This window comes from Lysobacter concretionis Ko07 = DSM 16239 (genome assembly GCF_000768345.1).
Taxonomy (GTDB): domain Bacteria; phylum Pseudomonadota; class Gammaproteobacteria; order Xanthomonadales; family Xanthomonadaceae; genus Novilysobacter; species Novilysobacter concretionis.
The window spans coordinates 41,337-65,928 of the sequence record NZ_AVPS01000008.1; the positions used below are offsets into that span (position 1 = coordinate 41,337).

At 68.5% G+C, this 24,592-nt stretch carries 19 protein-coding genes; 10 read left to right on the forward strand and 9 right to left on the reverse strand.

From position 1 onward, the window contains the following. Positions 1–75 precede the first annotated feature (75 nt). The 4 genes from N792_RS10460 to N792_RS10475 all read right to left on the reverse strand — a co-directional run bounded on the left by N792_RS10460 (position 76) and on the right by N792_RS10475 (position 3,680). Positions 76–813 (reverse strand): endonuclease/exonuclease/phosphatase family protein, encoded by a 738-nt coding sequence (locus N792_RS10460; RefSeq protein WP_036195129.1) that lies wholly within the window; start codon positions 811–813, stop codon positions 76–78. A 122-nt stretch (positions 814–935) separates the two neighbouring features. After that, positions 936–1,772, reverse strand: coding sequence for a thiol:disulfide interchange protein DsbA/DsbL (locus tag N792_RS10465; RefSeq protein ID WP_052104005.1), 837 nt, complete (start codon positions 1,770–1,772; stop codon positions 936–938). Positions 1,773–1,888: 116 nt separating this feature from the next. Beyond that, positions 1,889–2,656, reverse strand: coding sequence for a thiol:disulfide interchange protein DsbA/DsbL (locus N792_RS10470; protein WP_084105711.1), 768 nt, complete (start codon positions 2,654–2,656; stop codon positions 1,889–1,891). A gap of 94 nt (positions 2,657–2,750) precedes the next feature. Further along, entirely contained in the window at positions 2,751–3,680 is a 930-nt protein-coding gene (locus N792_RS10475; protein WP_052103962.1) for a c-type cytochrome, read from the reverse strand. 256 nt (positions 3,681–3,936) lie between these two features. On the opposite strand from N792_RS10475, the gene yihA reads away from it, so the two are divergent. The 3 genes from yihA (at position 3,937) to ppc (ending at position 9,086) form a co-directional block, all read left to right on the forward strand. Next, on the forward strand, positions 3,937–4,542 hold the full coding sequence (gene yihA, locus N792_RS10480) for a ribosome biogenesis GTP-binding protein YihA/YsxC (protein ID WP_036194893.1): 606 nt from the start codon (positions 3,937–3,939) through the stop codon (positions 4,540–4,542). 180 nt (positions 4,543–4,722) lie between these two features. After that, positions 4,723–6,102 carry a glutamate--cysteine ligase gene (locus tag N792_RS10485; RefSeq protein ID WP_036195140.1) on the forward strand — a complete coding sequence of 460 codons (1,380 nt, stop codon included), beginning with the start codon at positions 4,723–4,725 and terminating at the stop codon, positions 6,100–6,102. Positions 6,103–6,317: 215 nt separating this feature from the next. Then, positions 6,318–9,086, forward strand: a complete 2,769-nt coding sequence (gene ppc / locus N792_RS10490) for a phosphoenolpyruvate carboxylase (protein WP_052103964.1) — start codon at positions 6,318–6,320, stop codon at positions 9,084–9,086. A gap of 64 nt (positions 9,087–9,150) precedes the next feature. Here the strand turns inward: ppc and N792_RS10495 are convergent, their stop codons facing one another. After that, on the reverse strand, positions 9,151–11,430 hold the full coding sequence (locus tag N792_RS10495; protein ID WP_036194896.1) for an NADP-dependent malic enzyme: 2,280 nt from the start codon (positions 11,428–11,430) through the stop codon (positions 9,151–9,153). A 77-nt stretch (positions 11,431–11,507) separates the two neighbouring features. Between N792_RS10495 and N792_RS10500 the strand changes: the two genes are divergently transcribed. Genes N792_RS10500 through N792_RS10510 form a run of 3 tightly spaced genes read left to right on the forward strand, consistent with a single transcriptional unit; the run spans position 11,508 to position 14,324 of the window. Next, entirely contained in the window at positions 11,508–11,795 is a 288-nt protein-coding gene (locus tag N792_RS10500) for a hypothetical protein (RefSeq protein ID WP_191150480.1), read from the forward strand. A gap of 51 nt (positions 11,796–11,846) precedes the next feature. Continuing rightward, positions 11,847–13,046, forward strand: a complete 1,200-nt coding sequence (gene gltS / locus N792_RS10505) for a sodium/glutamate symporter (protein ID WP_036194901.1) — start codon at positions 11,847–11,849, stop codon at positions 13,044–13,046. Positions 13,047–13,106: 60 nt separating this feature from the next. After that, positions 13,107–14,324: an FAD-dependent oxidoreductase gene (locus tag N792_RS10510; RefSeq protein WP_036194905.1), complete on the forward strand. Its 1,218-nt coding sequence runs from the start codon at positions 13,107–13,109 to the stop codon at positions 14,322–14,324. A 36-nt stretch (positions 14,325–14,360) separates the two neighbouring features. Here the strand turns inward: N792_RS10510 and N792_RS10515 are convergent, their stop codons facing one another. Together N792_RS10515 and rsgA are read right to left on the reverse strand one after the other, a co-directional pair. Then, the gene (locus tag N792_RS10515; RefSeq protein ID WP_036194909.1) at positions 14,361–15,626 is read right to left on the reverse strand and encodes a peptidase MATCAP family protein; all 1,266 of its coding nucleotides are present in this window, start codon (positions 15,624–15,626) and stop codon (positions 14,361–14,363) included. Further along, complete coding sequence (gene rsgA / locus N792_RS10520) at positions 15,607–16,797, reverse strand: ribosome small subunit-dependent GTPase A (RefSeq protein ID WP_224743880.1); 1,191 nt, start codon at positions 16,795–16,797, stop codon at positions 15,607–15,609. Before rsgA ends, N792_RS10515 begins: the two co-directional genes overlap by 20 nt. A gap of 355 nt (positions 16,798–17,152) precedes the next feature. On the opposite strand from rsgA, the gene N792_RS10525 reads away from it, so the two are divergent. The 3 genes from N792_RS10525 to N792_RS10535 are packed head-to-tail and all read left to right on the forward strand — an operon-like array spanning position 17,153 to position 19,857. Then, positions 17,153–18,451 carry an aminotransferase class I/II-fold pyridoxal phosphate-dependent enzyme gene (locus tag N792_RS10525; protein ID WP_052103966.1) on the forward strand — a complete coding sequence of 433 codons (1,299 nt, stop codon included), beginning with the start codon at positions 17,153–17,155 and terminating at the stop codon, positions 18,449–18,451. A 1-nt stretch (position 18,452) separates the two neighbouring features. Beyond that, on the forward strand, positions 18,453–19,130 hold the full coding sequence (locus tag N792_RS10530; protein WP_052103968.1) for an SGNH/GDSL hydrolase family protein: 678 nt from the start codon (positions 18,453–18,455) through the stop codon (positions 19,128–19,130). A gap of 49 nt (positions 19,131–19,179) precedes the next feature. After that, the gene (locus N792_RS10535) at positions 19,180–19,857 is read left to right on the forward strand and encodes a methyltransferase domain-containing protein (protein ID WP_036195154.1); all 678 of its coding nucleotides are present in this window, start codon (positions 19,180–19,182) and stop codon (positions 19,855–19,857) included. Positions 19,858–19,928: 71 nt separating this feature from the next. Here the strand turns inward: N792_RS10535 and N792_RS10540 are convergent, their stop codons facing one another. Continuing rightward, positions 19,929–20,438, reverse strand: coding sequence for an REP-associated tyrosine transposase (locus N792_RS10540; RefSeq protein ID WP_198025593.1), 510 nt, complete (start codon positions 20,436–20,438; stop codon positions 19,929–19,931). 384 nt (positions 20,439–20,822) lie between these two features. On the opposite strand from N792_RS10540, the gene aceE reads away from it, so the two are divergent. After that, a complete protein-coding gene (gene aceE / locus N792_RS10545; RefSeq protein ID WP_036194916.1) occupies positions 20,823–23,528 on the forward strand; it encodes a pyruvate dehydrogenase (acetyl-transferring), homodimeric type in 2,706 nt (901 codons plus the stop codon). 145 nt (positions 23,529–23,673) lie between these two features. On the opposite strand, the gene N792_RS14030 is transcribed toward aceE, so the two are convergent. Continuing rightward, positions 23,674–24,591 carry a HEPN domain-containing protein gene (locus tag N792_RS14030; protein ID WP_156969381.1) on the reverse strand — a complete coding sequence of 306 codons (918 nt, stop codon included), beginning with the start codon at positions 24,589–24,591 and terminating at the stop codon, positions 23,674–23,676. Position 24,592: the final 1 nt, after the last annotated feature.

The following is a 24,592-nucleotide window of genomic DNA, read 5'->3' on the forward strand; positions in this document are numbered from 1 at the left end:
CGCCCTCCCGAAAACAACAACGGCCGACGGGAAACCCTCGGCCGTTGTTGTTGCTGCGTCGTCCGTGCGCCGGGCTCAGCCCAGCGCCTTGTCCGGCACGTCCAGCTCCAGCGACAACGCCAGATGGTCCGACTGCGCGGCCGACATCGCGCGGGCGCCAGAGCAGCCCAACCCGTCGCTGATCAGGATGTGGTCGATTGCACGCTGCGGCTGCCAGCTGGGGAACGTCGGCACCGCAAAGGCCGGCGGCTGCAGGCGGGTGTTGCGGAACAACGCCTGCATCTCGGGACGGTCGACCGCGCAGTTGAAGTCGCCCATCAACACCGCATGGCGATGGTCCTGCAGCAGCTCGGCGATGAAACCCAGCTGCACGCTGCGCGAGTTGGCGCCCAGCGACAGGTGGGCGATCGCGATCATCAGCCCGTCGTCGCCGCTGCCGAACCGGGCCAGCAACACGCCGCGGCCGGAAATCCGGCCCGGCAACGCGTGGTCGGTCACCTCGATCGGTTCCAGCTTGCTGAGCAGGCCGTTGGCGCTGGACGCCACGCCCGCCATGCGGCGGTTGGGCTGGTGGCTCCAGTAGTCGAAGCCGCCGTGCTGGGCCAGGTACTGGGTCTGGTTGGTGAAACCCGAGCGCAGGCTGCCGGGATCGGCCTCGTTGAGACCGACGATGTCGTACTGGCCGGCCAGTTGTGCGATCAAGTCCAGGCTGCCGCGCTTGTTGCCGGCCGGCAGCACGTGCGACCAGCTGCGCGCGACGTAGTCGTGGTAGCCGCGCGTGCTGGATCCGGCCTGGATGTTGGCGCTGAGCAGGCGCAGCCGTCGCGACCCCGCCGGAGCGGCCCGGGGGCCGTCGGCATGGGGAGCGTTGACGGGTAATGCGACGGTGTCTGCCTGCGACATGGCGTTGGTGCGTGTTCCGATCAGTGTTCCGCTCAGCCGCCGTCGCCGGCCGGCTGGGCGCTGGCGACACCGGCCGCGCGCTCGGCGGCGATCAGGTGCTCGGCGACGCGCAGGCTCTCCTCCCAGCTCTTGTTGATGATCCGGTACTTGCCGTCCACCACCAGGGTCGGGGTGGAGTCCACGCCACTGCGCTGCAGGAACTGCTGCGCGCGGCTCATCTTGGCGTTGATCGCGAAGCTCGCCATGGTGCTGGCGAACTGCTTCGGGTCGGCGCCGTACTGGGCGTAGAACTGGGCGATCTGCTGGTCGTTGGCGTCGTGGGCGAGGGAGCGGTCGAGATGGATCGCCTTGAACATCGCTTCGTGGCTCTGGGCCAGCAGGCCGGTGGACTGGGCGGTGTAGAACGCCTTGGCGTACGGCATCCAGAAGCCGCCGAACGGCGCCGCCAGCGGGGTGAACTCGACATCGGCCGGCAGCTTGGCTGCCCAGGCGGAGACCAGCGGCTCGAAGTTCGCGCACGCCGGGCAGGTGTAACCGAACACCTCGACCACTTCGATCTTGCCGCTGTTGGGCTGGAACGGCTGGCCGCCGGCGATCTCGACGTAATCGGAACCGGCGACCGGCGCCGGGCCGGTGGGCGGCACGATCGGCCCGGGGGTACGGACGATGGCTTCCGAGCCGGTGGCGGTAGCGGCAGCCGGGGCGGGCGGGGCCACGGTACCGGCGGCGTCGGCCGGCGCGTTGGCGGCCGGTGCGCCAGTGGTGGCCGGGGCCGCCGGCGTGGGCGCTTCGGAAGAGCACGCGGCGAGGGCGAGGGCGGCGGCCAGGGTCAGGCCGAGACGGAACAGCGAAGCCGGGCGCAAAGTCATGGGAAGGATCTCCAGGAGTGGGTCGGTGCTGCCGACGGCGCGATGTCTGCCGGCGCGGAAAATATCGACCAAGGATACTCAGCGGTACCCGAGGAATGGAGGAGCGTTGTCGCGGTTCAAGTGCCGGTGACGGGTTTTCGCGTCGGCCGTTCAGTTTTGGGGCGCGCTTGTGCGGCGCGTTCGCGCTGGATCAATGCGTCGGCGATGCGCAGCATGTCCTGGGCACTGTTGCCCAGCACCCGGTACTTGCCGGCGACGATCAGCGACGGAGTGCCCTCGACCCCGCTGCGTTGCAGGAAGTCGCGCGCCTGCACCAGTTTGGCCTGGGTCTGCGGGCTGGCCATCGCCTGCGCGAATTTCTCCGGGTCCGCGCCGTAATCGGCATAGAAGCCGGCGATCTGCGTGGGTGTCACGCCACCGATCGGCAGGCGGCGCTGCTCGTGGATGGCGCGGAACATCGCCGAATGGCTGCGTTCCAGCAGGCCCATCGACTGGGCGGCGTAGAACGCCTGGGCGTAGGGAATCCAGTAGCCGCCAAACGGCGCCGGCACCGCGACGACCTCGACATCGGCCGGCAGCTTGGCCTTCCAGGCGCGCAGCAACGGTTCGAAATGGGCGCAATGGGGGCAGGTGTAGCCGAACACCTCGACCACTTCGATCTTTCCGGGCTGCGGCGCAAAGGCGGTACCGCCGGGCATGTCCACGTAGTCGACGCCGGCCACCAGTCCCTGCGCGGCGGGCGTGGCCGCCGCTGCGAACAGTGGCAGCGTCGCCAGCGCGACAAGCGAGACAACGGCGAGCCAGGTCCGGCGCACGCGGCGACGCGATGGCGAAGGGCGCGTGGGCGAAGGGAGCGTGGTGGACGGGGTGGGATCGTGCTGCATCGGGTGGTCCTCAAACAAAAGCGCCGACCGTAACGATACGGCCGGCGCAATGAACAACCGCAGGAAGCCTCCGGGCCGGGCCGGTGCCGCCCCCTCAGCCTTCGGGTGTCGCCGGCGCGCTGGCGTCCGGTGCAGTCTCCGCTTCCGGTGCGGCCGTCGCTTCCGCGCCTTCGGCGGGCGCCTCGGCCGCGCTCCCCGCATCCGGGGTTTCGGTGCTGGCCGGCGCAGCTGCGGCCACGGGAGCGGCGGCGACATTGCCGGCGCCGACATCATTGGCGGCCGGGTGCAGGCCCTGCAGGTAGCTCGCCAGACTGCCGATTTCCTCGTCGGTGAGCTGCTTGCTGATGCTCGCCATCATGTTGAACAGGTGCGGATCCTGCCGCGTGGTGACGCCGGCGCGGTAGATCTCCAGCCGTTGCTGGGTGTAGCTGGCCTGCTGGCCGGCCACGTGCGGGTAGGCAGGGCCGGGATTGCCGCCGCCGTCGGGGCCGTGGCACGCCATGCAGGCCGGGATGCCGCGCGCCGCGTCACCGCCCATGAACAGCTGCTCGCCGATCTGGTAGAACTTCTTATCCTTGTACGGTCCTGACGTCACCACGGTGTCGTCGGCGACGCCGGCGCCCGAGGTCTGGGTCGCGAAGTACGCGCCAACGTCGCGCGCATCCTGCGCGCTGAGCATGTCGGCGAACGGCTTCATCACCGCGGCCATGCCGTCGCTGCGTTCGCCGCTCTTGAACAGGGCCAGCTGGTGGGCGATGTAGCGCTCGCTCTGGCCGGCCAGGCGCGGGTACATCTCGATGGGCGGGTTGCCGTCCAGCCCGTGACAGGCCGCGCAGGTGCCGGCCAGGGCCTGGCCGTTCTGCGCATCGCCCCAGGTGGCCTTCTCCGCAGCGGCGGTGTCCAGCGGCGCGGTCTCCACCGGTGCGGTATCGGGGATCGGGGTGACCGTGGTCTGGGCGTAGGCGACAGCGGCGGCCGCGAGAACGGCAAGACCGATGAAACCTAGGGCGCGGGCGTGGCTCATGGGGCTGGGCTCCGGAAAACACTGAAGTGACGGTCCGTGAACGGCCGCCGAACCGCAGAATTATCATCGGCGGCGGCGGTGGGGTCAACGCGAGCCCGCCGGAGCGGCGATCCGGAGCGCGATCCGGACGGGGCTTGCGGGTCGGTTTCCGGATCCGGTTCTTGCGCCAGTTCCCATACCGGTCTCGCTGTCCGCTTCCGGCCGGCCGCTGGACGCGGTCCGCGCGGCGCCGGCCATGGCGTGCGATCCTAGCGCGATGGCCAATCCTCTTATCCGCGCCCAGTACCTGCTGTCGGCGCACACTCCGCAACAGCTGCCGCCCGATGGCGGCTTCGAAGTCGCGTTCGCGGGACGCTCCAACGCCGGCAAGTCCAGCGCGTTGAATGCGATCTGCCAGCAGAACGCGTTGGCGCGGGTGTCCAAGACGCCCGGACGGACCCAGCAGCTGGTGTTCTTCAACATTCCGCCGACCACCGACCGCTTCCTGGTCGACCTGCCCGGCTACGGGTACGCGAAGGTGCCCAAGGACCTGCAGGCGCATTGGCAGGCGTTCCTGGACCGCTACTTCCGCACCCGCGAGGCGCTCAAGGGTCTGGTGGTGGTGATGGACATCCGTCATCCGCTGAAGGAGTACGACAGGCAGATGCTCGGCTATGCGGTCAGCCGGGGCCTGCCCGCGCACGCGATCCTGACCAAGGCCGACAAGCTCAGCCGCGGTGCCCAGGGCACCGCATTGCTGGAAGTTCGCAAGCTGCTGCAGGCCGAGCACGGCGATGCGGTCAGCGTGCAGCTGTTCTCCGGCGAGTCGAAGCTGGGTGTCGACGTCGCGCGCGGCGTGATCGGCGGGTGGCTGGAGCTGTAGCGGGTGGCGGCTGCCTTGCAGCGCCTGCAGGCGTTGCCTGGAGCAATGCAGTGTTTCATTGCCCGGCGGTATCGGTTGGGTGCGCGTTCTAAACTGCGGGTCTTGTGTACGCCGGTGTGGTCCCGCATATCGTCGTCCGGCATTTAGCCACCCCTTACCAACGACCCCAACGAGGTGCGCGTGTCCGGCCCCAGTCATGTCAAGGATGTTTTGATCGAGTCGCGCCAGCAACTGGTCGAGTACCTCAGCTCCGGCGCACGCGAGCGGGATGACTGGCGGATCGGCACCGAGCACGAGAAATTCGGCTTCCGGGTCGATGACCTGCGGCCGCCGACCTTCGATGGCGAGCGTGGCATCGAGGCGTTGCTCAAGGGCCTGGTCCAGTTCGGCTGGACGCCGGTGGAGGAGCATGGCCGGGTGATCGCGCTGACCCGCGACGATGCGTCGGTGTCGCTGGAGCCGGCCGGGCAGCTGGAATTGTCCGGCGCGCCGCTGGCGACCCTGCACGAGACCTGCCGCGAGGCGTCGACGCACCTGCGCGAAGTGCGCGCGGTGGCCGAGCCGATGGGACTGGGCTTCCTCGGCATGGGCTTCCAGCCCAAGTGGCGCCGCGACGAGATGCCGTGGATGCCGAAAGGCCGCTACAGGATCATGCGCGAGTACATGCCCAAGGTCGGCACGCTCGGCCTGGACATGATGACCCGCACCTGCACCGTGCAGGTCAACCTGGACGTCGGTTCGGAAGCCGACATGGTGAAGAAGTTCCGCGTCTCGCTGGCCCTGCAGCCGGTCGCGACCGCACTGTTCGCCGACTCGCCGTTCACCGAAGGCCAGCCGAACGGGTTCCTGTCGTACCGCTCGCACATCTGGACCGACACCGACAACGACCGCTCCGGCTTGCTGGATTTCGTGTTCGAGGACGGTTTCGGCTACGAGCGCTACGTCGATTACCTGCTCGACGTGCCGATGTACTTCATCTACCGCGAAGGTGAGGCTTCCGGACAGAATTACATCGATGCCTCCGGCCAGTCGTTCCGCGACTACATGGCCGGCAAGCTGCCGGCGCGTCCGGGCCAGCTGCCGACCCTGCAGGACTGGGCCGACCACACCACCACCGCGTTCCCCGAGGTGCGGCTGAAGAAGTACCTGGAGATGCGCGGTGCCGACGCCGGGCCGTGGAACCGGATCTGCGCGCTGCCGGCGTTCTGGACGGGTCTGCTGTACGACGACACCGCGCTGGATGCGGCCTGGGATCTGGTCAAGGACTTCAGCCTCGCGGAGATCCACGCCCTGCGCGACGGCGTGCCGCGGCAGGCGCTCAAACTGCCGTTCCGTGGCGGCACCGTGCTCGATCTCGCCCGCCGCGCGGTGCAGATTTCCGCCCACGGACTGGCGCGCCGCGCCCGCCTCAACGGCAACGGCAGCGACGAGTCGATCTTCCTCGGCCCACTGATGGAGCTGGTCGAGGCGGGCGAGACGCCGGCCGAGCGCAAGCTCGCGCTGTTCCATGGCGTATGGGGCGGCAACATCGACCCGGTATTCCGCGAGTTCGCGTACTGAGGCGGCCGCCGCTGGCGGAGTGATCCAAGCTCACCCGCGACTGCGTGCAACCGGATGCAGGAGCGGTTTCGGCGGCCGCGACCAGCACGTTCCGTCCCGCGCGGAAATTCCGCCAGCAAGTAGCGACGTGCCGAGCCCGCGGGAGCGGTAAGGCCCAAGCGCGTTCCAGACGCGCAGGCACGTCCCACCGGCAGGCGCTGGGGTAGCCTTGGGCAATGAGCGACCCATCCGATACCACCGACGACTCCCTGCGCACGGTCGAGTTCGCGCCGGTCGATACGCTGCTGCGCGAGGACGTGAAACTGCTGGGCGCGCTGGTCGGCGAGATCCTGGCCGAGCAACGCAGTCCGGCGTTCCTGGCCGAGGTCGAGCGCCTGCGCCGCGCGGCGATCCTGCGCCGCGAGAACGACCGCCCGGTGACCGGACTGGCCGACGCGCTGGCCGGTCACGAACTGATCCATGCCGGCGATCTGTCGCGTGCGTTTTCGACCTATTTCCAGGCGGTCAACCTGGCCGAACGCGTGCACCGCATCCGTCGCCGACGCGAGCACGAGCGCGCCGAGCACGGTGCCCAGCCCGGTGGCTTGAGGGATGTCATCGGCGCGCTGGCCGCCCAGGGCGTGGGCGTGGAGGAGTGGGCCGGGCTGCTGCCGCGGTTGCGGATCGAGCCGGTGTTCACCGCCCATCCGACCGAGGCGGTGCGGCGGGTGCTGCTGCACAAGGAGCGCGAGATCGTGCGCAGCCTGGTCAACGACATCGACCGTGGCCGCACACCGACCGAGCGCCGTGCCGATCGCGGCCGCATGCGCATGGCGCTGACCGCCAGCTGGCAGACCGTCGAGGCACCGGCCGCCAAGCCCAGCGTCGCCGACGAGTTCGAGCACGTCGGCTTCTACCTGTCGGAGGTGTTGTACCGGGTGCTGCCGGTGTTCTTCGAGGTGTTCGAGACCGCGCTGCGCGAGCAGTACGGCGACGCCCTGGCGCTGCCCGACGTGCTGGGTTTCGGCAGCTGGGTCGGTGGCGACATGGACGGCAATCCGAATGTCGGTGCCGACACCATTGCCGCGACCCTGGCCGGGCAACGCGCGCTGGTGCTGGCCGCGTACCGGCGCGATATCGACCGGCTGGCCGACCTGTTGAGCCAGTCGCTGAGCCGGGTGGATTTCAGCGATGACGTCCTGCAGCGCATCGCGCAGTACCGCGAACTGCTGCCGCAGGCGGCCGCCAGACTGCACCCGCGCCACGCCGACATGCCATACCGCAACCTGCTCACGCTGATGGGCGCGCGGTTGCGGGCGACCAGCCACGACGAGGCGGCCGGCTATCCGGACGCGGCGGCGTTCGTGGCCGACATCGAATGCATCCACGCCAGCCTGCTGGCCCATCGCGGCGAGTACGCCGGGGATTTCGTGCTGCGCCGGCTGCTGCGGCGCGCGCGCTGTTTCGGCTTCCACCTGGCCAGCCTCGACCTGCGGCAAGACTCGGCGATGCACGATCTCGCCCTGGCCGGCCTGCTGGGCGATCCGCAGTGGGAGGCGCGCGATCCGGCCGACCGTGCGGCACGGCTGCACGGGCTGATCGACGGTCATACCGCGCCGGTGGATGCGGACCACGCAGAAGCGCGCGCAACGCTGGAGGTCTTCCGCGCCGTGGCCCGGCTGCGCCCGCGCTACGGCGACCGTGTGTTCGGTCCGTACATCGTCAGCATGAGCCGCAGCGCCGCCGATGCCTTGGCGGTGCTGGCGCTGGCGCGCATCGCCGGTTGTGTGGAGCCGGGCGATGACGGCGATGTGGTGCCGCTGGACGTCGCGCCGCTGTTCGAGACGGTGGCCGACCTGGAGGCCGCGGCCGACACCATGCGCGCGTTGTTCGACGACCCGGTCTACCGCACGCACCTGGCCGCGCGCGGTCACCGACAGGTGGTGATGCTGGGCTATTCCGACAGCGCCAAAGACGGCGGCATCATCGCCTCGCGCTGGGCGCTGCAGCAGACCCAGGTCGCGTTGACCGCGCTGGCCCAGGACAGCGGCGTGCGGATCGTGTTCTTCCACGGCCGTGGCGGGTCGGCCAGTCGCGGCGGCAGCAAGACCGAGCGGGCGGTGATCGCCGCGCCGCGCGGCTCGGTGGACGGCGTGCTGCGCCTGACCGAGCAGGGCGAGGTGATCCATCGCAAGTACGGCATCCGCGCGCTGGCGCTGCGCAACCTGGAGCAGGCCACCGGCGCGGTGCTGCGCACGACCCTGCGCCCGCGTCCGCCCGAACCGCGCGCGCCGCGCTGGAAGCAACTGGCCGCCGAGCTCGCGCGCGATTCCAGTGCCCACTACCGCGCGCTGGTCCACGAGCATCCGGATTTTCCCGCGTATTTCCGTGCGGCCACGCCGATCGACGTGATCGAGCGCCTGCGGATCGGTTCGCGTCCGGCCAAGCGCATCGGCACTGGCGGGGTGGAATCCCTGCGCGCGATTCCGTGGGTGTTTTCCTGGGCCCAGAACCGTTCCGGGCTGACCGCCTGGTACGGCGTCGGCACGGCGCTGGAGCGTGGCCTGGCGCTGCATGGTCGCGACGCCTACGCCGAGATGGTGCGCGACTGGCCGTTCTTCGCGACCCTGGTCGACGATGTCGAGATGGTGCTGGCGAAGTCCGACCTGGGCATCTTCGAATGCTATTCGCGACTGGCCGCGGACCTGGCGTCGGCCTCGGGCCGGCCCGATCTGCATGCGCAGATGCACCCCGGCATCGTCGCCGAGTTCCGGCGCACGCGCGCTGCGGTGCTGGCGATCAAGGGCGAGGACGAGCTGCTGGCAGGCGACCTGCGCCTGCGGCAGTCGATCCGCCTGCGCAACCCGTATGTCGATCCGATCAGCCTGTTGCAGGTCGACCTGCTGCAGCGCTGGCGGGCCGGTGACCGCAGCGACGATGGGTTGCTGCAGGTGCTGATGGCGACCGTGAACGGCATCGCCGCGGGGATCCAGAACACCGGTTGAGTGCGCCGGACATGGCGGACCCGGAGGCACCGGCCCGGCATGCACCGGGCCGGCGATGCGGCACTCAGCGGCCGCGCGAGGCGCGGATCTGCGCGTCCACCGCCGCGATCGCGGTCAGGTTGACCACCCGGCGCGAGGTCGAATCCGGCGTCAGGATGTGCGCCGGCTTGTCCAGGCCCATCAGGATCGGACCGATCGCCACGCCGTCGGTCGCGACCCGGAACATGTTGTAGGTGATGTTGGCCGCGTCCAGGTTGGGCAGCACGAACAGGTTCGCGCGGCCGCTCAGGGTGGTGTTGGGGAAGATGCGCTTGCGCAGGGCCTCGTTCCACGCCGTGTCGGCCATCATCTCGCCATCGACTTCGAGCTTCGGCACGCGCGCCTTGAGGATCTCGCGCACCTTGCGCATCTTCGCCGCCGACGGGTTGTCGTGGCTGCCGTAGTTGGAGTGCGACAGCAGCGCGACCTTCGGCTCCACCCCGAACAGCTTCAGCCGGTAGGTCGCCTGCATGGTCGCCTCGGCGATCTGCTCGGCGCTGGGGTCGAGCTGGACGTGGGTGTCGAGGAAGAACCACGCGCCGGCGTCGTTGATCACGCCGGTCATCGCGGCAGTGCCGGTGATGCCGCGGTCGAAGGCGAAGATGCTGCGCAGGTAGCCCAGCTTCTTGTGGAAGCGGCCGACGATGCCGCAGATCATCGCGTCCGCCTCGCCGCGCTCGACCATCAGCGCGGCGATCAGGGTCGGACGCGAGCGGATCAGGCTCTTGGCCGCCTCGATGGTCACGCCGCGACGCTCGGTCAGCGTGTGGTACTGCTGCCAGTAGTCGTGGAAGCGCGGGTCGTCGTTGATGTTGGTCAGCTCGAAGTCGACCCCCTGGCGCATCCGCAGGCCGAGACGGTCGATGCGGGTCTGGATCACTTCCGGGCGGCCGACCAGGATCGGCGTGGCCAGGCCCTCGTCGATCACCGTCTGCACCGCGCGCAGCACCACTTCCTCTTCGCCCTCGGCGTACACCACGCGTTTGCGGTCGCTGCGGGCGCGGTCGTAGACCGGCTTCATCAGCAGGCCGGTGCGGTGGACGAACTGGCCGAGCGTCTCCTCGTAGGCCGCCATGTCCTCGATCGGGCGCGTGGCCACGCCGGAGTCCATCGCGGCGCGGGCGACGGCGGACGACACCATCACCATCAGGCGCGGGTCGAACGGGCGCGGGATCAGGTACTCGGGGCCGAAGGTCGGCACGTCGCCGCCGTAGGCCGAGGCGAGGTCGCCAGCTTCCATCCGCGCCAGTTGCGCGATCGCGTGCACGCAGGCGAGCTTCATCTCCTCGTTGATCACCGTCGCGCCGACGTCCAGCGCGCCGCGGAAGATGTACGGGAAACAGACCGCGTTGTTGACCTGGTTGGGGTAGTCCGAGCGGCCGGTGGCGAGGATCGCGTCGGGACGGACCGCCTTGGCGACGTCGGGCAGGATCTCGGGATAGGGATTGGCCAGCGCCAGGATGACCGGCCGGTCGGCCATGGTCGCGACCATCTCCGCGGTCAGGATGCCGCCGGCGGACAGGCCCAGGAACACGTCGGCGCCGTGCACGATTTCGGCCAGTTCGCGCTTGTCGGTGTCGCGCGCGTAGCGGGCCTTCTCGGTGTCCAGTCCCGGGCGGTTGCTGTACAGCACGCCGTCGCGGTCGAACGCCAGGATGTTCTCCGGCCGTGCGCCCAGCGCGACCAGCATGTCGAGGCAGGCGATGCCCGCCGCGCCGACGCCGGTGGTGGCGATGCGCACGTCCTCGATCTTCTTGCCGACCACTTCCAGCGCGTTGTAGATCGCCGCGCCGACGATGATCGCGGTGCCGTGCTGGTCGTCGTGGAACACCGGGATCTTCATGCGCTCGCGCAGTTTGCGCTCGACGATGAAGCACTCCGGCGCCTTGATGTCTTCCAGGTTGATGCCGCCGAAGGTCGGTTCCATCGAGGCGATGATGTCGACCAGCTTGTCCGGGTCGCGCTCGTCGATCTCGATGTCGAACACGTCGATGCCGGCGAACTTCTGGAACAGCACGCCCTTGCCTTCCATCACCGGCTTGCCCGCCAGCGGGCCGATGTCGCCCAGGCCGAGCACCGCGGTGCCGTTGGTGACCACCGCGACCAGATTGCCGCGCGCGGTGTAGTCGCGGGCGGCGTTGGGATCGGCGACGATCGCCTCGCAGGCGTAGGCGACTCCCGGCGAGTACGCCAGCGCCAGGTCGCGCTGGGTCACCATCGCCTTGGTCGCGGCGACCTTGATCTTGCCGGGCGGGTGCTGGCGGTGGTAGTCGAGGGCGGCTTGCTTGAGATCGTCGTTGGACATTGCGGGCGCGTGGCGAAAGGGACCTCCGATTCTATCCGTCTGCGACCGCTTGGCCACCGGCCGGAGGCTGGCCTTCCATGGGGCATGGCTACGGAAGGTCATGTTGCGACCGTTTGCCGGCTGCCAACGAGTTGTCGCGGATGCGCGATCTGGCGGCGACGGCCTGGTGCGCGGGCACTGTTGGCCTGCCCGCCGGGATTTTCCATGTGTCCCGCCGCCATGTCGATGCCGACGGACCGGTCGCCACCGAAGCCGCGCGCCGCGCGGGAAAGCCGGTGCGCAGCGCCCACATCAAGGCGCCGGGGCAGATGCACTTGCCGGAAGGGCTGCTTGGCCACGGCCCAACCAACGGGACTTGCCCGTGATGGCGAATACGCGTCTGATCACCTGTCGCAAAAAGCAGGGGAAGAAACCAGGTGCTTCAACTTGACGCGGTGGAAACGGTCGCCCTGGGCGGCCTGGCTCTCCTTGGTGGGTACGCGCTGTGCCGCGCCATTCCTTTTTTGCGGCGCTACAACATTCCCGAGCCGGTGGTGGGCGGGTTGGTCGTCGCCCTGATCGTGCTGTTCGCCCACCGGCAGGGCACCACGCTGTTCGAGCTGGACACCTCGCTGCAGACGCCGCTGATGGTGGCGTTCTTCACCACGCTGGGCGTCAACGCGAGCATTTCGCTGATGCGGGTCAGCGGTCGCCAGGTGGGCATCTTCCTGGCGCTGGCGACCGGCTTTGCGGTGCTGCAGAACGTGATCGGACTGGGCGTGGCGTCGCTGTTCGACCTGCACCCGCTGTTCGGCGTGCTGGTGGGCTCGGCGACGATGGCCGGCGGGCCTGCCACCGGCCTGGCGTTTGCGCCGCTGTTCGAGGAGGCCGGGCTGGTGGGCGCGGAGTCGATCGCGATCACCTCGGCGATGGCCGGCATCGTGGCCGGCGGGCTGATCGGCGGGCCGGCGGCGACCGTGCTGATCCGGCGCTGGCGCCTGAAGACGCCGGGCGACCATCCAGTCGAGGTGGCGGACCCGACCGAGATCGTGCTGGAGCCGGGGCAAAGCGAGGCGCAACGGGAGTTCGGTGCGCTCAAGAGCATCGTCTTCATCCTCGTGGCGATGTGGCTGGGCGCCTGGATCGGCAAGGGCTTCGCGGCGCTGGGCCTGACCCTGCCGGCCTACATCGGCGCGATGCTGGTCGGTGCGGCGGTGCGCAACATCGACGACGTCACCGGCTGGATCGGCCTGTCGGTGCCCACCGTCGAGCTGATCGGCAACGTCAGCCTGGCGTTGTTCCTGTCCATTGCGCTGATGAACCTGAAACTGTGGGAACTGGCCGGCATGGCGGTGCCGCTGGCGTTCAACCTGTTCGTGCAGGCGGCGGCGGTGGTGGCGTTCTGCGTGGTCGTGTTCCGTGCGATGGGCAAGGACTACGACGCGGCGGTGATGGGCGGCGGCTTCGTCGGCTTCATGCTCGGCACCTCGGCCAACGCGATCGCGGTCATGCGCACGCTGGTGCTGCGTTACGGCTCGGCGCCGCGTGCCTTCCTGGTCGCGCCGCTGGTGGGGGCGTTCTTCATCGACTTCAGCAACGCCCTGATCATCACCGGCTTCATGAACTTCCTGAAATAAAGGCGCGCTGAGCGATGTGCCGACGATTTTCCCTCCCACCATCTGCCGGGTCCGCACGCCATGGATGACACCGCTGTCGACCTGACCGTGCTGGGTGCCGGTGTGGTCGGCGTGGCCACGGCGTATGCCGCGGCCCGGCGTGGCCTGTCGGTGCGGATCGTGGAGCGCGCATCCGCGCCGGCGCTGGGCGCGTCGTTCGCCAACGGCGGACAGCTGAGTTACGCCTACACCGAAGCCATGGCCAGCCCGTCGCTGTGGGCAAAGCTGCCCGCGGTGGCGCTGGGCAGGGATCCGGCACTGCGCCTGCAGTGGTCGCTGGATCCCGACTTCTTCCGCTGGGGGCTGTCGTTCCTGCGCAACACCGGTGCCGGCCAGTTCCAGCGCAACACCCTGGCGGTGCTGCGGCTGGCGCTGGAATCGCGCACTGCGATGGCCGCCCTGCTGGACCGTCATCCGCTCCGGTTCGACCACCTTGCGCCCGGCAAGATGCACCTCTACCGCGATGCCAAGGCGTTCGCGGCGGCCCGGACGATGGTGGACATCAAGCGCGCGCACGGCGTGGAGCAGCACGTCCTGAGCGCGTCCGAGGCGATCGCGATCGAACCGGCGCTGGCCGACGCCACGGGGCTGATCGGAGTGATCCATTCCCCGACGGAGGAGGTGGGTGACACGCACCGGTTCTGCGAGGAACTGCTCGCGGTCCTGCGGGAGCAATATGGGGTGCGCACGGATTTCGACTTCGATGTCGCCCGCGTCGAGGAAACGCCGCAGGGCGTGATGCTTACCGCCCGGGATGGCCAGCAGCGGACATCGCGCTCGCTGGTGGTGTGTGCCGGCGTGCAGGCGGTCTCGCTGGCGAAACAACTCGGGGTGTACCTGCCACTGATGCCGATGAAGGGCTACTCGCTGACCGCTCCACCGGGCGGGAACGCTCCCTCGGTCAGCATCACCGACACCGACCGCAAGATCGTGTTCTGCCGGCTCGGCGGCAGGATGCGGATCGCCGGAATGGCCGAGGTCGGCAATCACCGGGTGGACGTCGATCCGGCGCGGTCGAAGCAGCTGATCGCGATGGCGCGCGCGTCGCTGCCGGACGCCGCGCGCTACGACGCGATCGAAAGCCTGTGGGCCGGTCTGCGGCCGATGACGCCGGAATCGGTGCCGATCATCCGCCGCGAGCGCGGCAACATCGCCTTCAACGTGGGTCACGGAATGCTCGGCTGGACCCTGGCGATGGGCGCCGGCGAGCGGGCGGTCGCGTTGTTGCTGGATCAGTAAAAGGCGTTCCCCGGCAGCGGTTCCCGTCGAATCCGATCAGATATCCGCGAAACCCGTGTCCTCGATCGTGTCCAGCCGGATCTGGTTGGCGAACAGCGAGAACGCGAGCATGCCGGCCAGGCCGTTCGCGCGGGCGACCCAGGTCGGCAGCCAGCGCGGCGGGTGCAGTACGCCGGACTCGAACAGCGGCGCCAGCCGCTGCACGTCGCCCAGGGTCATCTTGCCGGCGAACAGCCAGCGGCACAGGCGCAGCTGGCGTTGGCGCAGGGCCCAGCGGAAGAAGGTGTGCACGCCGATCAGGCCGCGCAGGTAGACGGTGTCCTTGGTGAATGCGTCGCCGCCGCCGGTCGGCACGCCGCGGAACACGCGCTGGGCGGAAGCGAAGCCCTCCTGCGGGGTCTGGCCGGCGTCGAGGAAGAAACGGAACACCTCGATGAAATCCGCGCCTTCCAGCGCGCGGGCGATCGCCTCGATGCGCAGGCTGAGCCGCTTCATCCGGGCGATGTCAATCGTGCCGGTGATCTGCTCGGCGAACGTGGCCAGGCCTTCCTGGGTCGCGGTGGTGCGCGGCGAAGCCAGCGCCAGGCTGCCCAGCACCGGTTGTTCGCGGCCGTTGAGCGCGCTCAAGGAGTGCACGAATGCCTCGTGCTGGAGCAGTTGCTGGCGGTCGTAGTCGGTGAACGCGGCGCCGCTGCGCAGGCGGATCCGGGTCGCGCCGGCGGCCGCCTTGGCGATCAGGTCGGGATCGAGCACGACCTCGATCCGGCGTTCGTTGAAATAGTCGTCCAGGTCCCGCTGCAGCTGCAGTTGCAGCGCGGTGGCGGAAATCTCGACCTGCTCGGCGGGGGAGACGAGCTCGCGGTTGAACTGGTCGGCGATGCCGATGAAGTGCTGCGCCGCCACGCGTGCGCTGGGGCCGTTGCCGGGCAGGGCGGCGTCGGGATCGCCGTACAGCTGCCGCGACAGGCCGGTGACCGCGCCGGTGCCCAGGGCCTCGCACAGGCGCGCGGCGGTTTCCCAGCTGCCGGTGGCGTCGATCAGGTACTGGCCCAGCGGGTGGTCGGGATCGGCCTGGCGGGCGATGGCGGCCAGTTCGGCGCGGGCCTCGCCGAAGTCGTGGCGCGGGTAGGCCACCTGCGGCAACCGCTCGACGCCGCGGGCGTGGTCGGCCAGGAACGCGGTCGCGTGCGCGGCCGGCCAGCTGGCGAGGGTCAGCACCTTGATCCCGCCCGCCGCCCGCACCATGCGCTCGTCCAGCGCGGCGTGGTGGGCGATGTCGGGGTCAGTCTTCCCCGTAGTCATCATCGGGCCGCGGCAGTTGCCGGGAGGGTTTGCCGGACGTCCTGCCTGCTGGCTTCGCGACCACTTTTTTTCCAGCGGTCTTGGCGGGTGGCGTGGCGGCGATGTTCTGGGCGCGGCGCGCGGCGAGTTTCCCGGCGGCGCCGGCGACCTCCTCTTCCAGCTTGAGGTAGTTGGCGAAACGCCGCGGGTCGAGTTTCCCGCCTTCGATCGCGGCACGGATCGCGCAACCGGGCTCCTGCGCGTGCCGGCAGTCGCGGAACCGGCAGTGCGCGGCCAGTGCCTCGATGTCGCTGAAGTTTTCGGCGACATCCTCCTCGCCGGTCGGTTTCAGCTCGCGCATGCCGGGGGTGTCGATCAGGCAGGCGCCAGTGGGCAACGGGATCAGCGCGCGGTGGGTGGTGGTGTGGCGGCCGCGTTCGTCGCTCTCGCGCACCGCGCCGGTTTTCATGCGCTCGTGGCCGAGCAGGGTGTTGGTCAGCGTCGACTTGCCCGCGCCCGAGCTGCCGACCAGCACCGCGGTGGTGCCCGGGCGCAGCCACGGATCAAGCGCGGCGACGCTGTCGGGATCGCGTGCATTGACCGCGCGTATCGCGACGTCCTGCGCCGCCAGATCGATCAGCGCTTCCAGCGAGCCGGCCACGTTTTCGGCTTCGTCGGCCTTGGTCAACACCACCACGGGTTCCGCGCCGCTGCCGCTGACCAGCAACAGATAGCGCTCGATCCGGCGCGGGTTGAAGTCCGCATCCAGCCCGCAGACCACGAACACGGTGTCGACGTTGGCCGCGATCAGCTGCTGGCTGTAATGCTCGCCGGCGGCGCCGCGCTTGATCGCGCTGCGGCGCGGCAGCAGGGCGACGATCTGGTCCGGGGTGTTGACGGTGCCGGCCGGTGCCGGCTCCACCAGCACCCAGTCGCCGACCCCGGCGCGCTGCTCGGCCGGGGTCGCGCCCTTTTTGTAGCTCGGTGCCCGCTGCCATTCCGGGGGCGACTCCACCGGCGAGCTGTGGTCCGGCCCGTCGGCGACGACGTAGCCGCTGCGGTGCTGTTCGACCACCCGCGCCGGATGCGCGGCGGGGAAGCGGGCCAGCATCTCGCGCCATTCCGCCACCGCCGGCCGGCCGTCGTCGTCAAGCGGCCAGCCAATCGCCTGCAGGGCGCGGTCGGGGTTCACGGAGCGTGCTGGAATCGGGGCATGGCGCGATTCTACATAGCGGACGGGTGCCTGCTTCCGGTCCAACGGGGACTTCCCTGGTCGCAGGAGCGGCTTTGGCCGCGATCGGGAATCGTTCGCCCGCGCCAACTCCCGATCGCGGCTGAAGCCGCCCTGCACGCGAGCCAAACACCCTGCAACGTGCTCCCGGCAGGAGCGACGTGAGTCGCGACAGCACGGCGAAATCGGATGCCAGTGCATTCGCGACTCACGTCGCTCCTGCAGAAAAGTGCGTGCCGTTTGATAAGGACAGTTACTCCTACAACCGCCCGGGAATCGGCTAGGCTTCGTTTTTCCCCCTATTCTGCCCGCCCCGATGTCTCCTGCCCGCCTGAAAACCCGTGCCCGCCTGTCGGAAGTCCGTTATGAAATCCGCGGTGAGCTCGCCCGCCGGGCGCGGGAGCTGGAGGCCCAGGGCCGCACGCTGATCAAGCTCAACATCGGCAACCCGGGCGCGTTCGGTTTCCGCGCGCCGGCGCACCTGCAGCGCGCGATCGCCGGGCGGATCGCCGACACCGACCCCTACACCCACCAGCAGGGACTGCCGGCTGCGCGCGAGGCGATCGCCGCCTTCCATCGCGGGCGCGGCACGCCGCAGGCATCGGCGGAACGGGTGTTCATCGGCAATGGCGTCAGCGAGCTGATCGACCTGTCGCTGCGCGCGTTGCTGAACCCCGGCGACGAGGTGCTGCTGCCGTCGCCCGACTACCCGTTGTGGTCGGCGGCCACCATCCTCAACGACGGCCGGCCGGTGTATTACCGCTGCGCACCCGAGCACTCCTCCTCAGGGCAGGGTTTCCTGCCCGACCCGGTGGAGATCGAGGCGCTGGTGTCGCCGCGCACCCGCGCGATCGTGCTGATCAACCCCAACAACCCGACCGGCGCGACCTACCCGCGCGCGCTGCTGGAGCAGATCGTCGCCATCGCCCGCCGGCACGGCCTGCTGCTGATGTGCGACGAGATCTACGATTCGATCCTGTACGACGGGGCGACGTTCGAGCCGGTCGCGCCCCTGGCCGGCGACCTGCCGTGCCTGTCGTTCGGCGGACTGTCCAAGGTCCACCGCGCCTGCGGCTGGCGGGTCGGCTGGGCGGTGCTGTCGGGCGATCCCGCCGCGAGCGCCGACTTCCACCACGCGATGGACCTGCTGGGCGCGCTGCGGCTGTGCGCGAACGTGCCGGGCCAGTTCGCGATCGACGCCGCGCTGCATGGCGAGGACACCATTACCGCGCTGTGCGCCCCCGGCGGCCGGCTGCACGAGGCGCGGCGGGTGGTGGTGGAGGCAATCAAGGCCAGCGCGCACCTGCAACTGGTGGCCCCCGCCGGCGCGCTGTACGCGTTCCCGGCGGTGACCGGCATCGCCGCCCGCGGTTTCGACGACCACGCCTTCGCGCTGGAGCTGCTGGAAACCGAGGATGTGCTGGTGGTGCCGGGTTCCAGCTTCAACGTGCCGTACCGCAACCACTTCCGGGTCACCCTGCTGCCGCAGCCGGAGCAACTGGCCGAAGTGTTCCGGCGGATCGAGCGGGTGCTGGACCGGGTCGCCGAGCGTGCGACCGGACTCGCCGCCGCAAGTTCGCCGGAACCTGCGACCGCTGCAGTCGCGGTGGCCTGAGATGGCCGCGATGCGCTGGCTCGCGCTGGGCGACAGCTACACCATCGGCGAGGGCGTGGCCGAAACCGCGCGCTGGCCGGTGCGGCTGGCCGCGCAGCTGCGTCATGCGGGGATCGACATCGCGGACCCGCGCATCATCGCCACCACCGGCTGGACCACCGACGAGCTGTCCAGCGCGATGGACGCCGCCGAGCCGCTGGGCCGCTGGGACCTGGTGAGCCTGCTGATCGGCGTCAACAACCAGTACCGCGGCCGCAGCGTGGCCGACTACCGGGGCGAGTTCCACGGCCTGCTGCGCCGTGCGATCGCGCTCGCCGGCCAGCGTGCCGACCGCGTGCTGGTGCTGTCGATACCCGACTGGGGCGTGACCCCGTTTGCGGCCGCGCAAGGTCGCGACCGCGCGCTGATCGCGCATGAGCTGGACGCCTACAACGCCACCGCCGCGGAATTGTGCAGCGTGCACGGCGTGGCCTTCGTCGACATCACGCCGGTCAGCCGCGCACACGGCGGCGAGCCCGCGATGCTGGTCGACGACGGCCTGCACCCGTCCGCGTCACTGTATGCGCTGTGGGCGGAGCAGGCGTTGCCGGTGGTTCGCGGACTGCTGGCGGGAGCGTCGGCAAACGCGCCGGCAAACGCGCCGGCCGGCATGCGCCAGCCCGGCGGCGACATCCGCTGATGGATCCAGCCGCGCTGGCGCTGCATTGATGGAGGCGACAACGCGTCCGATGTCGCCGGAAAGCGCGCACGGGATTGCCGCCGCATTCGCATCGGCAGGCCGGTTCGGCAAGGGCTGGGATTACCACTACGCCCGCAGCAAGTTGCTCAGCGATCCGCTGTACCCCGGCGTCTGCGCGGCGCTGCAGGGCAGCCAGCCGCCGCTGCTCGACCTGGGCTGTGGCCTGGGCCTGCTGGCTCACGCCCTGCGCGCCGATGGCAGCGGGCTGGCCTACCGCGGCGTCGACAACGACGCCGGCAAGATCGAACGCGCGCGCCATGCATCGCGACGGCGGGAGCTGCTCGACACCCGTTTCGAGTGCATCGACCTGGCCCGCGGACTGCCCGCGCACCAAGGCAGTGTGGCGATCCTCGATGTCCTGCAATTCCTCGATGCCGATGCCCAGCAACGCACCCTGGACGCGGCCATCGCGATGCTGACGCCGGGCGCGCGGCTGGTGATCCGTACCGGTCTGGACGATGGCAGCCGCCGCGCGCGCCTTACCCGCGCGGTCGATGTGTTCTCGCGCCTGATCGGCTGGATGAATGCCGGGCCGCGCCGTTACCCCGACCCCGACGCATTGCGCGGGCGTTTCGCCGCCGCCGGCCTGCACAGCCGGTTCACCCCGCTGCACGGCAGAACCCCGTTCAACAACTGGCTGGTGGTCGCGACCCGGCCGGATCAGTAGCGGCGGGCGCGCGCGTCAGTCCAGAGCCAGTCACAGCGAGCAGTCATCGTCAGCCCGTCACAGCGAGCCGGTCACAGCCAGCGCGCGTCCCAGAACGGGTAATCGCCGACCCGCTCCACCAGTCCCGCGCGCACCGGGTTCATGACCAGATAGCGGGCGGCGTGGATCAAGGCTTCGTCCTCGCGGATGGCGCGGTCGTGATAGCCCGTCGCCCATGTCCGTTCCAGTGCGGGGTTTGCCTGCCGGGCGTGCCGGCTGGTGTTCGACTTGATCCGTTGCACCAGCGACGGAAGGTAGTCCAGATCGCCCAGCCTGATCAGCCCATGCCAGTGATCCGGCATCACGACCCACGCGAGCAGCTCCGAGGACACCCACAGGCGGCGGTCGATCAGTGCCCGTGCTACCGCGCTCGCGCAGTCGGGATCCTTGAAAAGGGTGAGCCGCGCGAAGGTGGTGAACGTGACGAGGTAAACCTGATGGGTTACCGAAGCCCGCCCGCGCCGCAATGCAGCGTGGCCTCGGCGAACGGGAGACAATGCGCTCATGCCACGAGGGTGCGTGCCCCCGAGTTGCGGAAACATCGGGATTGGCCCCGGCGTCGCATCGGATAACCCTGCGCGTTCGCGACTGACGTCGCTCCTACCAAGCGCTTGGTTACGTTTTGTCCGACTGGACCAGCCTCGATCGTAGGAGCGACGTCAGTCGCGAACGCCCAGAACCTCAATGTGCGACCGGCTCACGACCGTTCCTGGACGAGCCGGCCCAGACCGCCTGTCGGAAGCGCCGCCGGGCCGTCCCTCCGCTTTGTCGGGCCCACTCCGCGGATTGCGGCGGATGCCGCCCCATACGCCGCCCCACGGTCGCGTCGCCGTGACCCCGGTCAGCCGTCCATCGCACCCGCGCGGTAGAATCGGCCGCATCGATCCCACCTGTTCACGAGGCGCGGCCACGGGGCCGCGAGGCGCATGACCCATACATACGAAAGCCCGCTCAACGAGCTGATGCACAACGATCCGGACCCGACCGAGACCCGGGAGTGGATCGAGTCCGTCGAGGCCGTCATCCAGCGCGACGGCACCGACCGTGCGCACCAGCTGCTCGAGCGCATGGTGGAGGTCTCGCGCCGCGCCGGCGCGCACCTGCCGTTCGAGCCGACCACCGATTACATCAACACCATCCCGCCGCACCTGGAGGCCAAGAGCCCCGGCGATGCCGCGATGGAATGGCGCATCCGCTCGATCATCCGCTGGAACGCGATGGCGATGGTGGTGCGGGCCAACCGCAAGCCCGGCGACCTGGGCGGCCACATCGCCACCTTCGGCTCCTCGGCGACGCTGTACGACGTCGGCTTCAACCACTTCTGGCGTGCCCCGAGCGACGACCACCCGGGCGACCTGCTGTTCATCCAGGGCCACGGCTCGCCGGGCATCTACGCCCGCTCGTTCCTCGAAGGCCGCATCAGCGAGGACCAGCTCGACCACTTCCGCATGGAAGTCGATGGCCGCGGCATCAGCTCCTACCCGCACCCGTGGCTGATGCCGGACTACTGGCAGACCCCGACCGTGTCGATGGGCCTGGGTCCGATCAGCGCGATCTACCAGGCGCGCAACTTCAAGTACCTGGAAGGCCGCGGCCTGATGCCGAAGACCGACCGCAAGGTCTGGTGCTTCCTCGGCGACGGCGAGACCGACGAGCCCGAATCCCTCGGCGCGATCTCGGTCGCCGGCCGCGAGGGCCTCGACAACCTGGTGTTCGTCATCAACTGCAACCTGCAGCGCCTTGACGGCCCGGTGCGCGGCAACGGCAAGATTATCCAGGAGCTGGAAGGCCAGTTCCGCGGCGCCGGCTGGAACGTCATCAAGAACGTCTGGGGCAGCTACTGGGATCCGTTGCTGGCCCGTGACAGCAGCGGCAAGCTGCGCCAGCTGATGATGGAAACCGTCGACGGCGAGTACCAGAACTGCAAGGCCTTCGGCGGCGCGTACACCCGCGAGCATTTCTTCGGCAAGTACCCGGAGACCGCCGAGCTGGTCGCCAACCTGTCCGACGAGGACGTCTGGCGCCTCAACCGCGGCGGCCACGACCCGCACAAGGTCTACGCCAGCTACCACCAGGCGGTGAACACCAAGGGCATGCCGACCGTGATCCTGGCCAAGACGGTCAAGGGCTACGGCATGGGCGTGGCGGGCGAGTCGCTGAACCCGGCCCACGGCACCAAGAAGATGGATGACGATGACGTGCGCGCGTTCCGCGACCGCTTCAACATCCCGGTGACCGACGACCAGCTCAAGGACAGCGCGGTGCCGTTCTACCACCCCGGCAAGGACTCGCCGGAGATCGAATACCTGCTCGAGCGCCGCAAGGCCCTCGGCGGCTTCCTGCCGCAGCGCCGCCGCAAGGCCACCCAGCAGCTCGAAGTGCCGCCGCTGGCGACCTACGAGCGCCTGCTCAAGTCCACCGGCGAGCGCGAGATCAGCACCACGATGGCGTTCGTGCAGATGCTCAACATCTCCCTGCGCGACAAGCTGGTCGGCCCGCGGCTGGTACCGATCGTCGCCGACGAGGCGCGCACCTTCGGCATGGAAGGCCTGTTCCGGCAGATCGGCATCTACGCCCCGTTCGGCCAGAAGTACAAGCCGGTCGACCGCGACCAGCTGATGTACTACCGCGAGGACACCGCCGGGCAGGTGCTGCAGGAAGGCATCACCGAGGCCGGCGCGTTCGCCTCCTGGCTCGCCTGCGCCACCAGCTACAGCAGCAACGACCTCGCCCTGCTGCCGTTCTACATCTACTACTCGATGTTCGGTTTCCAGCGCGTCGGCGACGCCGCCTGGCAGGCCGGCGACATGCGCGCGCGCGGCTTCCTGCTCGGCGCCACCGCCGGCCGCACCACCCTCAACGGCGAAGGCCTGCAGCACGAGGACGGCCACAGCATGGTGCAGGCCGGGCTGATCCCGAACTGCCGCAGCTACGACCCGACCTTCAGCTACGAAGTGGTGACCCTCATCCAGCACGGCATGCAGCGCATGCTCGTCGAGCAGCACGACGAGTACTGGTACATCACCCTGATGAACGAGAACTACGCCCACCCCGACATGCCCGAGGGCAGCGCCGAGGGAATCATCAAGGGCATGTACCTGTTCCGGGATGCCGGCAAGCCGAAGAAGGACCAGTTGCGCGTGCAGCTGCTGGGCAGCGGCACCATCCTGCGCGAAGTCATCGCCGCGGCCGAACTGTTGGAGAAGGATTTCGGCGTGGTCGCCGACATCTGGTCCTGCCCCAGCTTCAACGAACTCGCCCGCGAAGGTGCAGACGTCGAGCGCCACAACCGCTTCCACCCCGAAGCCAAGGCCCCGCGCAAGGCCCACATCACCGGCCTGCTGGAAGGCCGCCAGGGCCCGGCGATTGCCGCCACCGACTACATCCGCACCTACGCCGAGCAGGTCCGCGCCTACGTCCCGATGCACTACACCGTGCTCGGCACCGACGGCTACGGCCGCAGCGACACCCGCGCCAACCTGCGCCGCCACTTCGAAGTCGACCGCTACTACGTCGCCCACGCCGCCATCGCTGCGCTGGCAGCGGAAGGCAAGATGACCGCGAAGGACGTCGCAAGGGCGATCAAGACGTACAAGATCGATGCGGAGAAGCCGAATCCGTTGGGGGTTTGATTGGAGTTATGAGGAAAGATAAAGGCGGCCAATGGCCGCCTTCGTGCCCGCTCCCTGGACTTCCGCGAGAGCCTAGATTTCGCATGTCTAGGTAAAGCTGATCGCCGCTGTAGTCGATTTCCAAACAAGTCGCTCGCTTGCTGAACTAAGTGTGCCAGTCACTTATACGGCGGTCAGATCCAATAACAATTAAAAAGCGATCTACTTGCACCAGCGTTGGCTTGAGTTCCGCAAGGGCGGCGCCAAGTGAATGCCAGTTCTTTCGCGATCTTCCGCCGATCATTTTCGTCTCACGATAGAAACCACGATTTTCTTCGAGGAAAAGATAATTCGTGGCGGTCGATATGTCATGTTGCTGCGCAGGAACCGTGGGAAGCCGCGAGATCATTCTCAACTTCGCGCTTAAAACTATGTCGAGTGCGGCGGCGATTGCAAGAATTTCGTGCGCCATCGACGTAAGCCAAGTATGGCTGAACTTAAAACCAGCAACGTGAGCAGCGCTATGACGTCTATCCGCTAGATTTTGATATGCCTGCGCGAGGTCAGGTAAGCCGCCACCAATAGCATCGCAAATAGCTTTCAATGTACCCCATCCTCCGCTTATGCCGAAAGCAACAAGTATTTCGGAAATTTCAGATGCGGTGACATTCGAACCGCCTGAAGCCAGGGATACGCTTGATAGCTCGTAAGTATGGCCAGCCGTAGAATATATTTTTTGTGATTCAGTTTGAATCAGGGTGAGCCAGTCGCGCCCAGACTTTTTTTCAATCTTTGCTCGCGCGTTTAAAGTCTCCAAGGCATTGAGGGTGGCCGCAGTTCGCATCTTCTCCGGGAGGTTATCGAAGGCCAAGCCAGAGGATGAAATTGTGGACAAAGCCTCAATCGTCCTGCTTTTTACATAATCCTCAAGCAAGTTAAATCCAATAATACCCACGCCCTTTCGCAGCAGGTTCGCTCTTCCATTGTGCTCGCTTTGAGCTATTCCATTGTCAACAAGTTCTCCGAGAGCGATTGCTGAGCCGAGGTACCTAAGCCGTTCAAACAGATCAGTCTTCGCAGACATA

Excerpts from the sequence above, each read along its gene's own strand:
- N792_RS10515 (WP_036194909.1), bottom strand. The coding sequence starts at position 15,626 with ATGACTACGGGGAAGACTGACCCCGACATCGCCCACCACGCCGCGCTG.
- N792_RS10530 (WP_052103968.1), top strand. The coding sequence starts at position 18,453 with ATGGCCGCGATGCGCTGGCTCGCGCTGGGCGACAGCTACACCATCGGC.
- N792_RS10465 (WP_052104005.1), bottom strand. The coding sequence starts at position 1,772 with ATGACTTTGCGCCCGGCTTCGCTGTTCCGTCTCGGCCTGACCCTGGCC.
- N792_RS10470 (WP_084105711.1), bottom strand. The coding sequence starts at position 2,656 with ATGCAGCACGATCCCACCCCGTCCACCACGCTCCCTTCGCCCACGCGC.
- N792_RS10495 (WP_036194896.1), bottom strand. The coding sequence starts at position 11,430 with ATGTCCAACGACGATCTCAAGCAAGCCGCCCTCGACTACCACCGCCAG.
- ppc (WP_052103964.1), top strand. The coding sequence starts at position 6,318 with ATGAGCGACCCATCCGATACCACCGACGACTCCCTGCGCACGGTCGAG.
- N792_RS10525 (WP_052103966.1), top strand. The coding sequence starts at position 17,153 with ATGTCTCCTGCCCGCCTGAAAACCCGTGCCCGCCTGTCGGAAGTCCGT.
- N792_RS10500 (WP_191150480.1), top strand. The coding sequence starts at position 11,508 with ATGGGGCATGGCTACGGAAGGTCATGTTGCGACCGTTTGCCGGCTGCC.
- yihA (WP_036194893.1), top strand. The coding sequence starts at position 3,937 with ATGGCCAATCCTCTTATCCGCGCCCAGTACCTGCTGTCGGCGCACACT.
- N792_RS10540 (WP_198025593.1), bottom strand. The coding sequence starts at position 20,438 with ATGTTTCCGCAACTCGGGGGCACGCACCCTCGTGGCATGAGCGCATTG.
- N792_RS10535 (WP_036195154.1), top strand. The coding sequence starts at position 19,180 with ATGTCGCCGGAAAGCGCGCACGGGATTGCCGCCGCATTCGCATCGGCA.
- aceE (WP_036194916.1), top strand. The coding sequence starts at position 20,823 with ATGACCCATACATACGAAAGCCCGCTCAACGAGCTGATGCACAACGAT.
- N792_RS10475 (WP_052103962.1), bottom strand. The coding sequence starts at position 3,680 with ATGAGCCACGCCCGCGCCCTAGGTTTCATCGGTCTTGCCGTTCTCGCG.
- N792_RS10510 (WP_036194905.1), top strand. The coding sequence starts at position 13,107 with ATGGATGACACCGCTGTCGACCTGACCGTGCTGGGTGCCGGTGTGGTC.
- N792_RS14030 (WP_156969381.1), bottom strand. The coding sequence starts at position 24,591 with ATGTCTGCGAAGACTGATCTGTTTGAACGGCTTAGGTACCTCGGCTCA.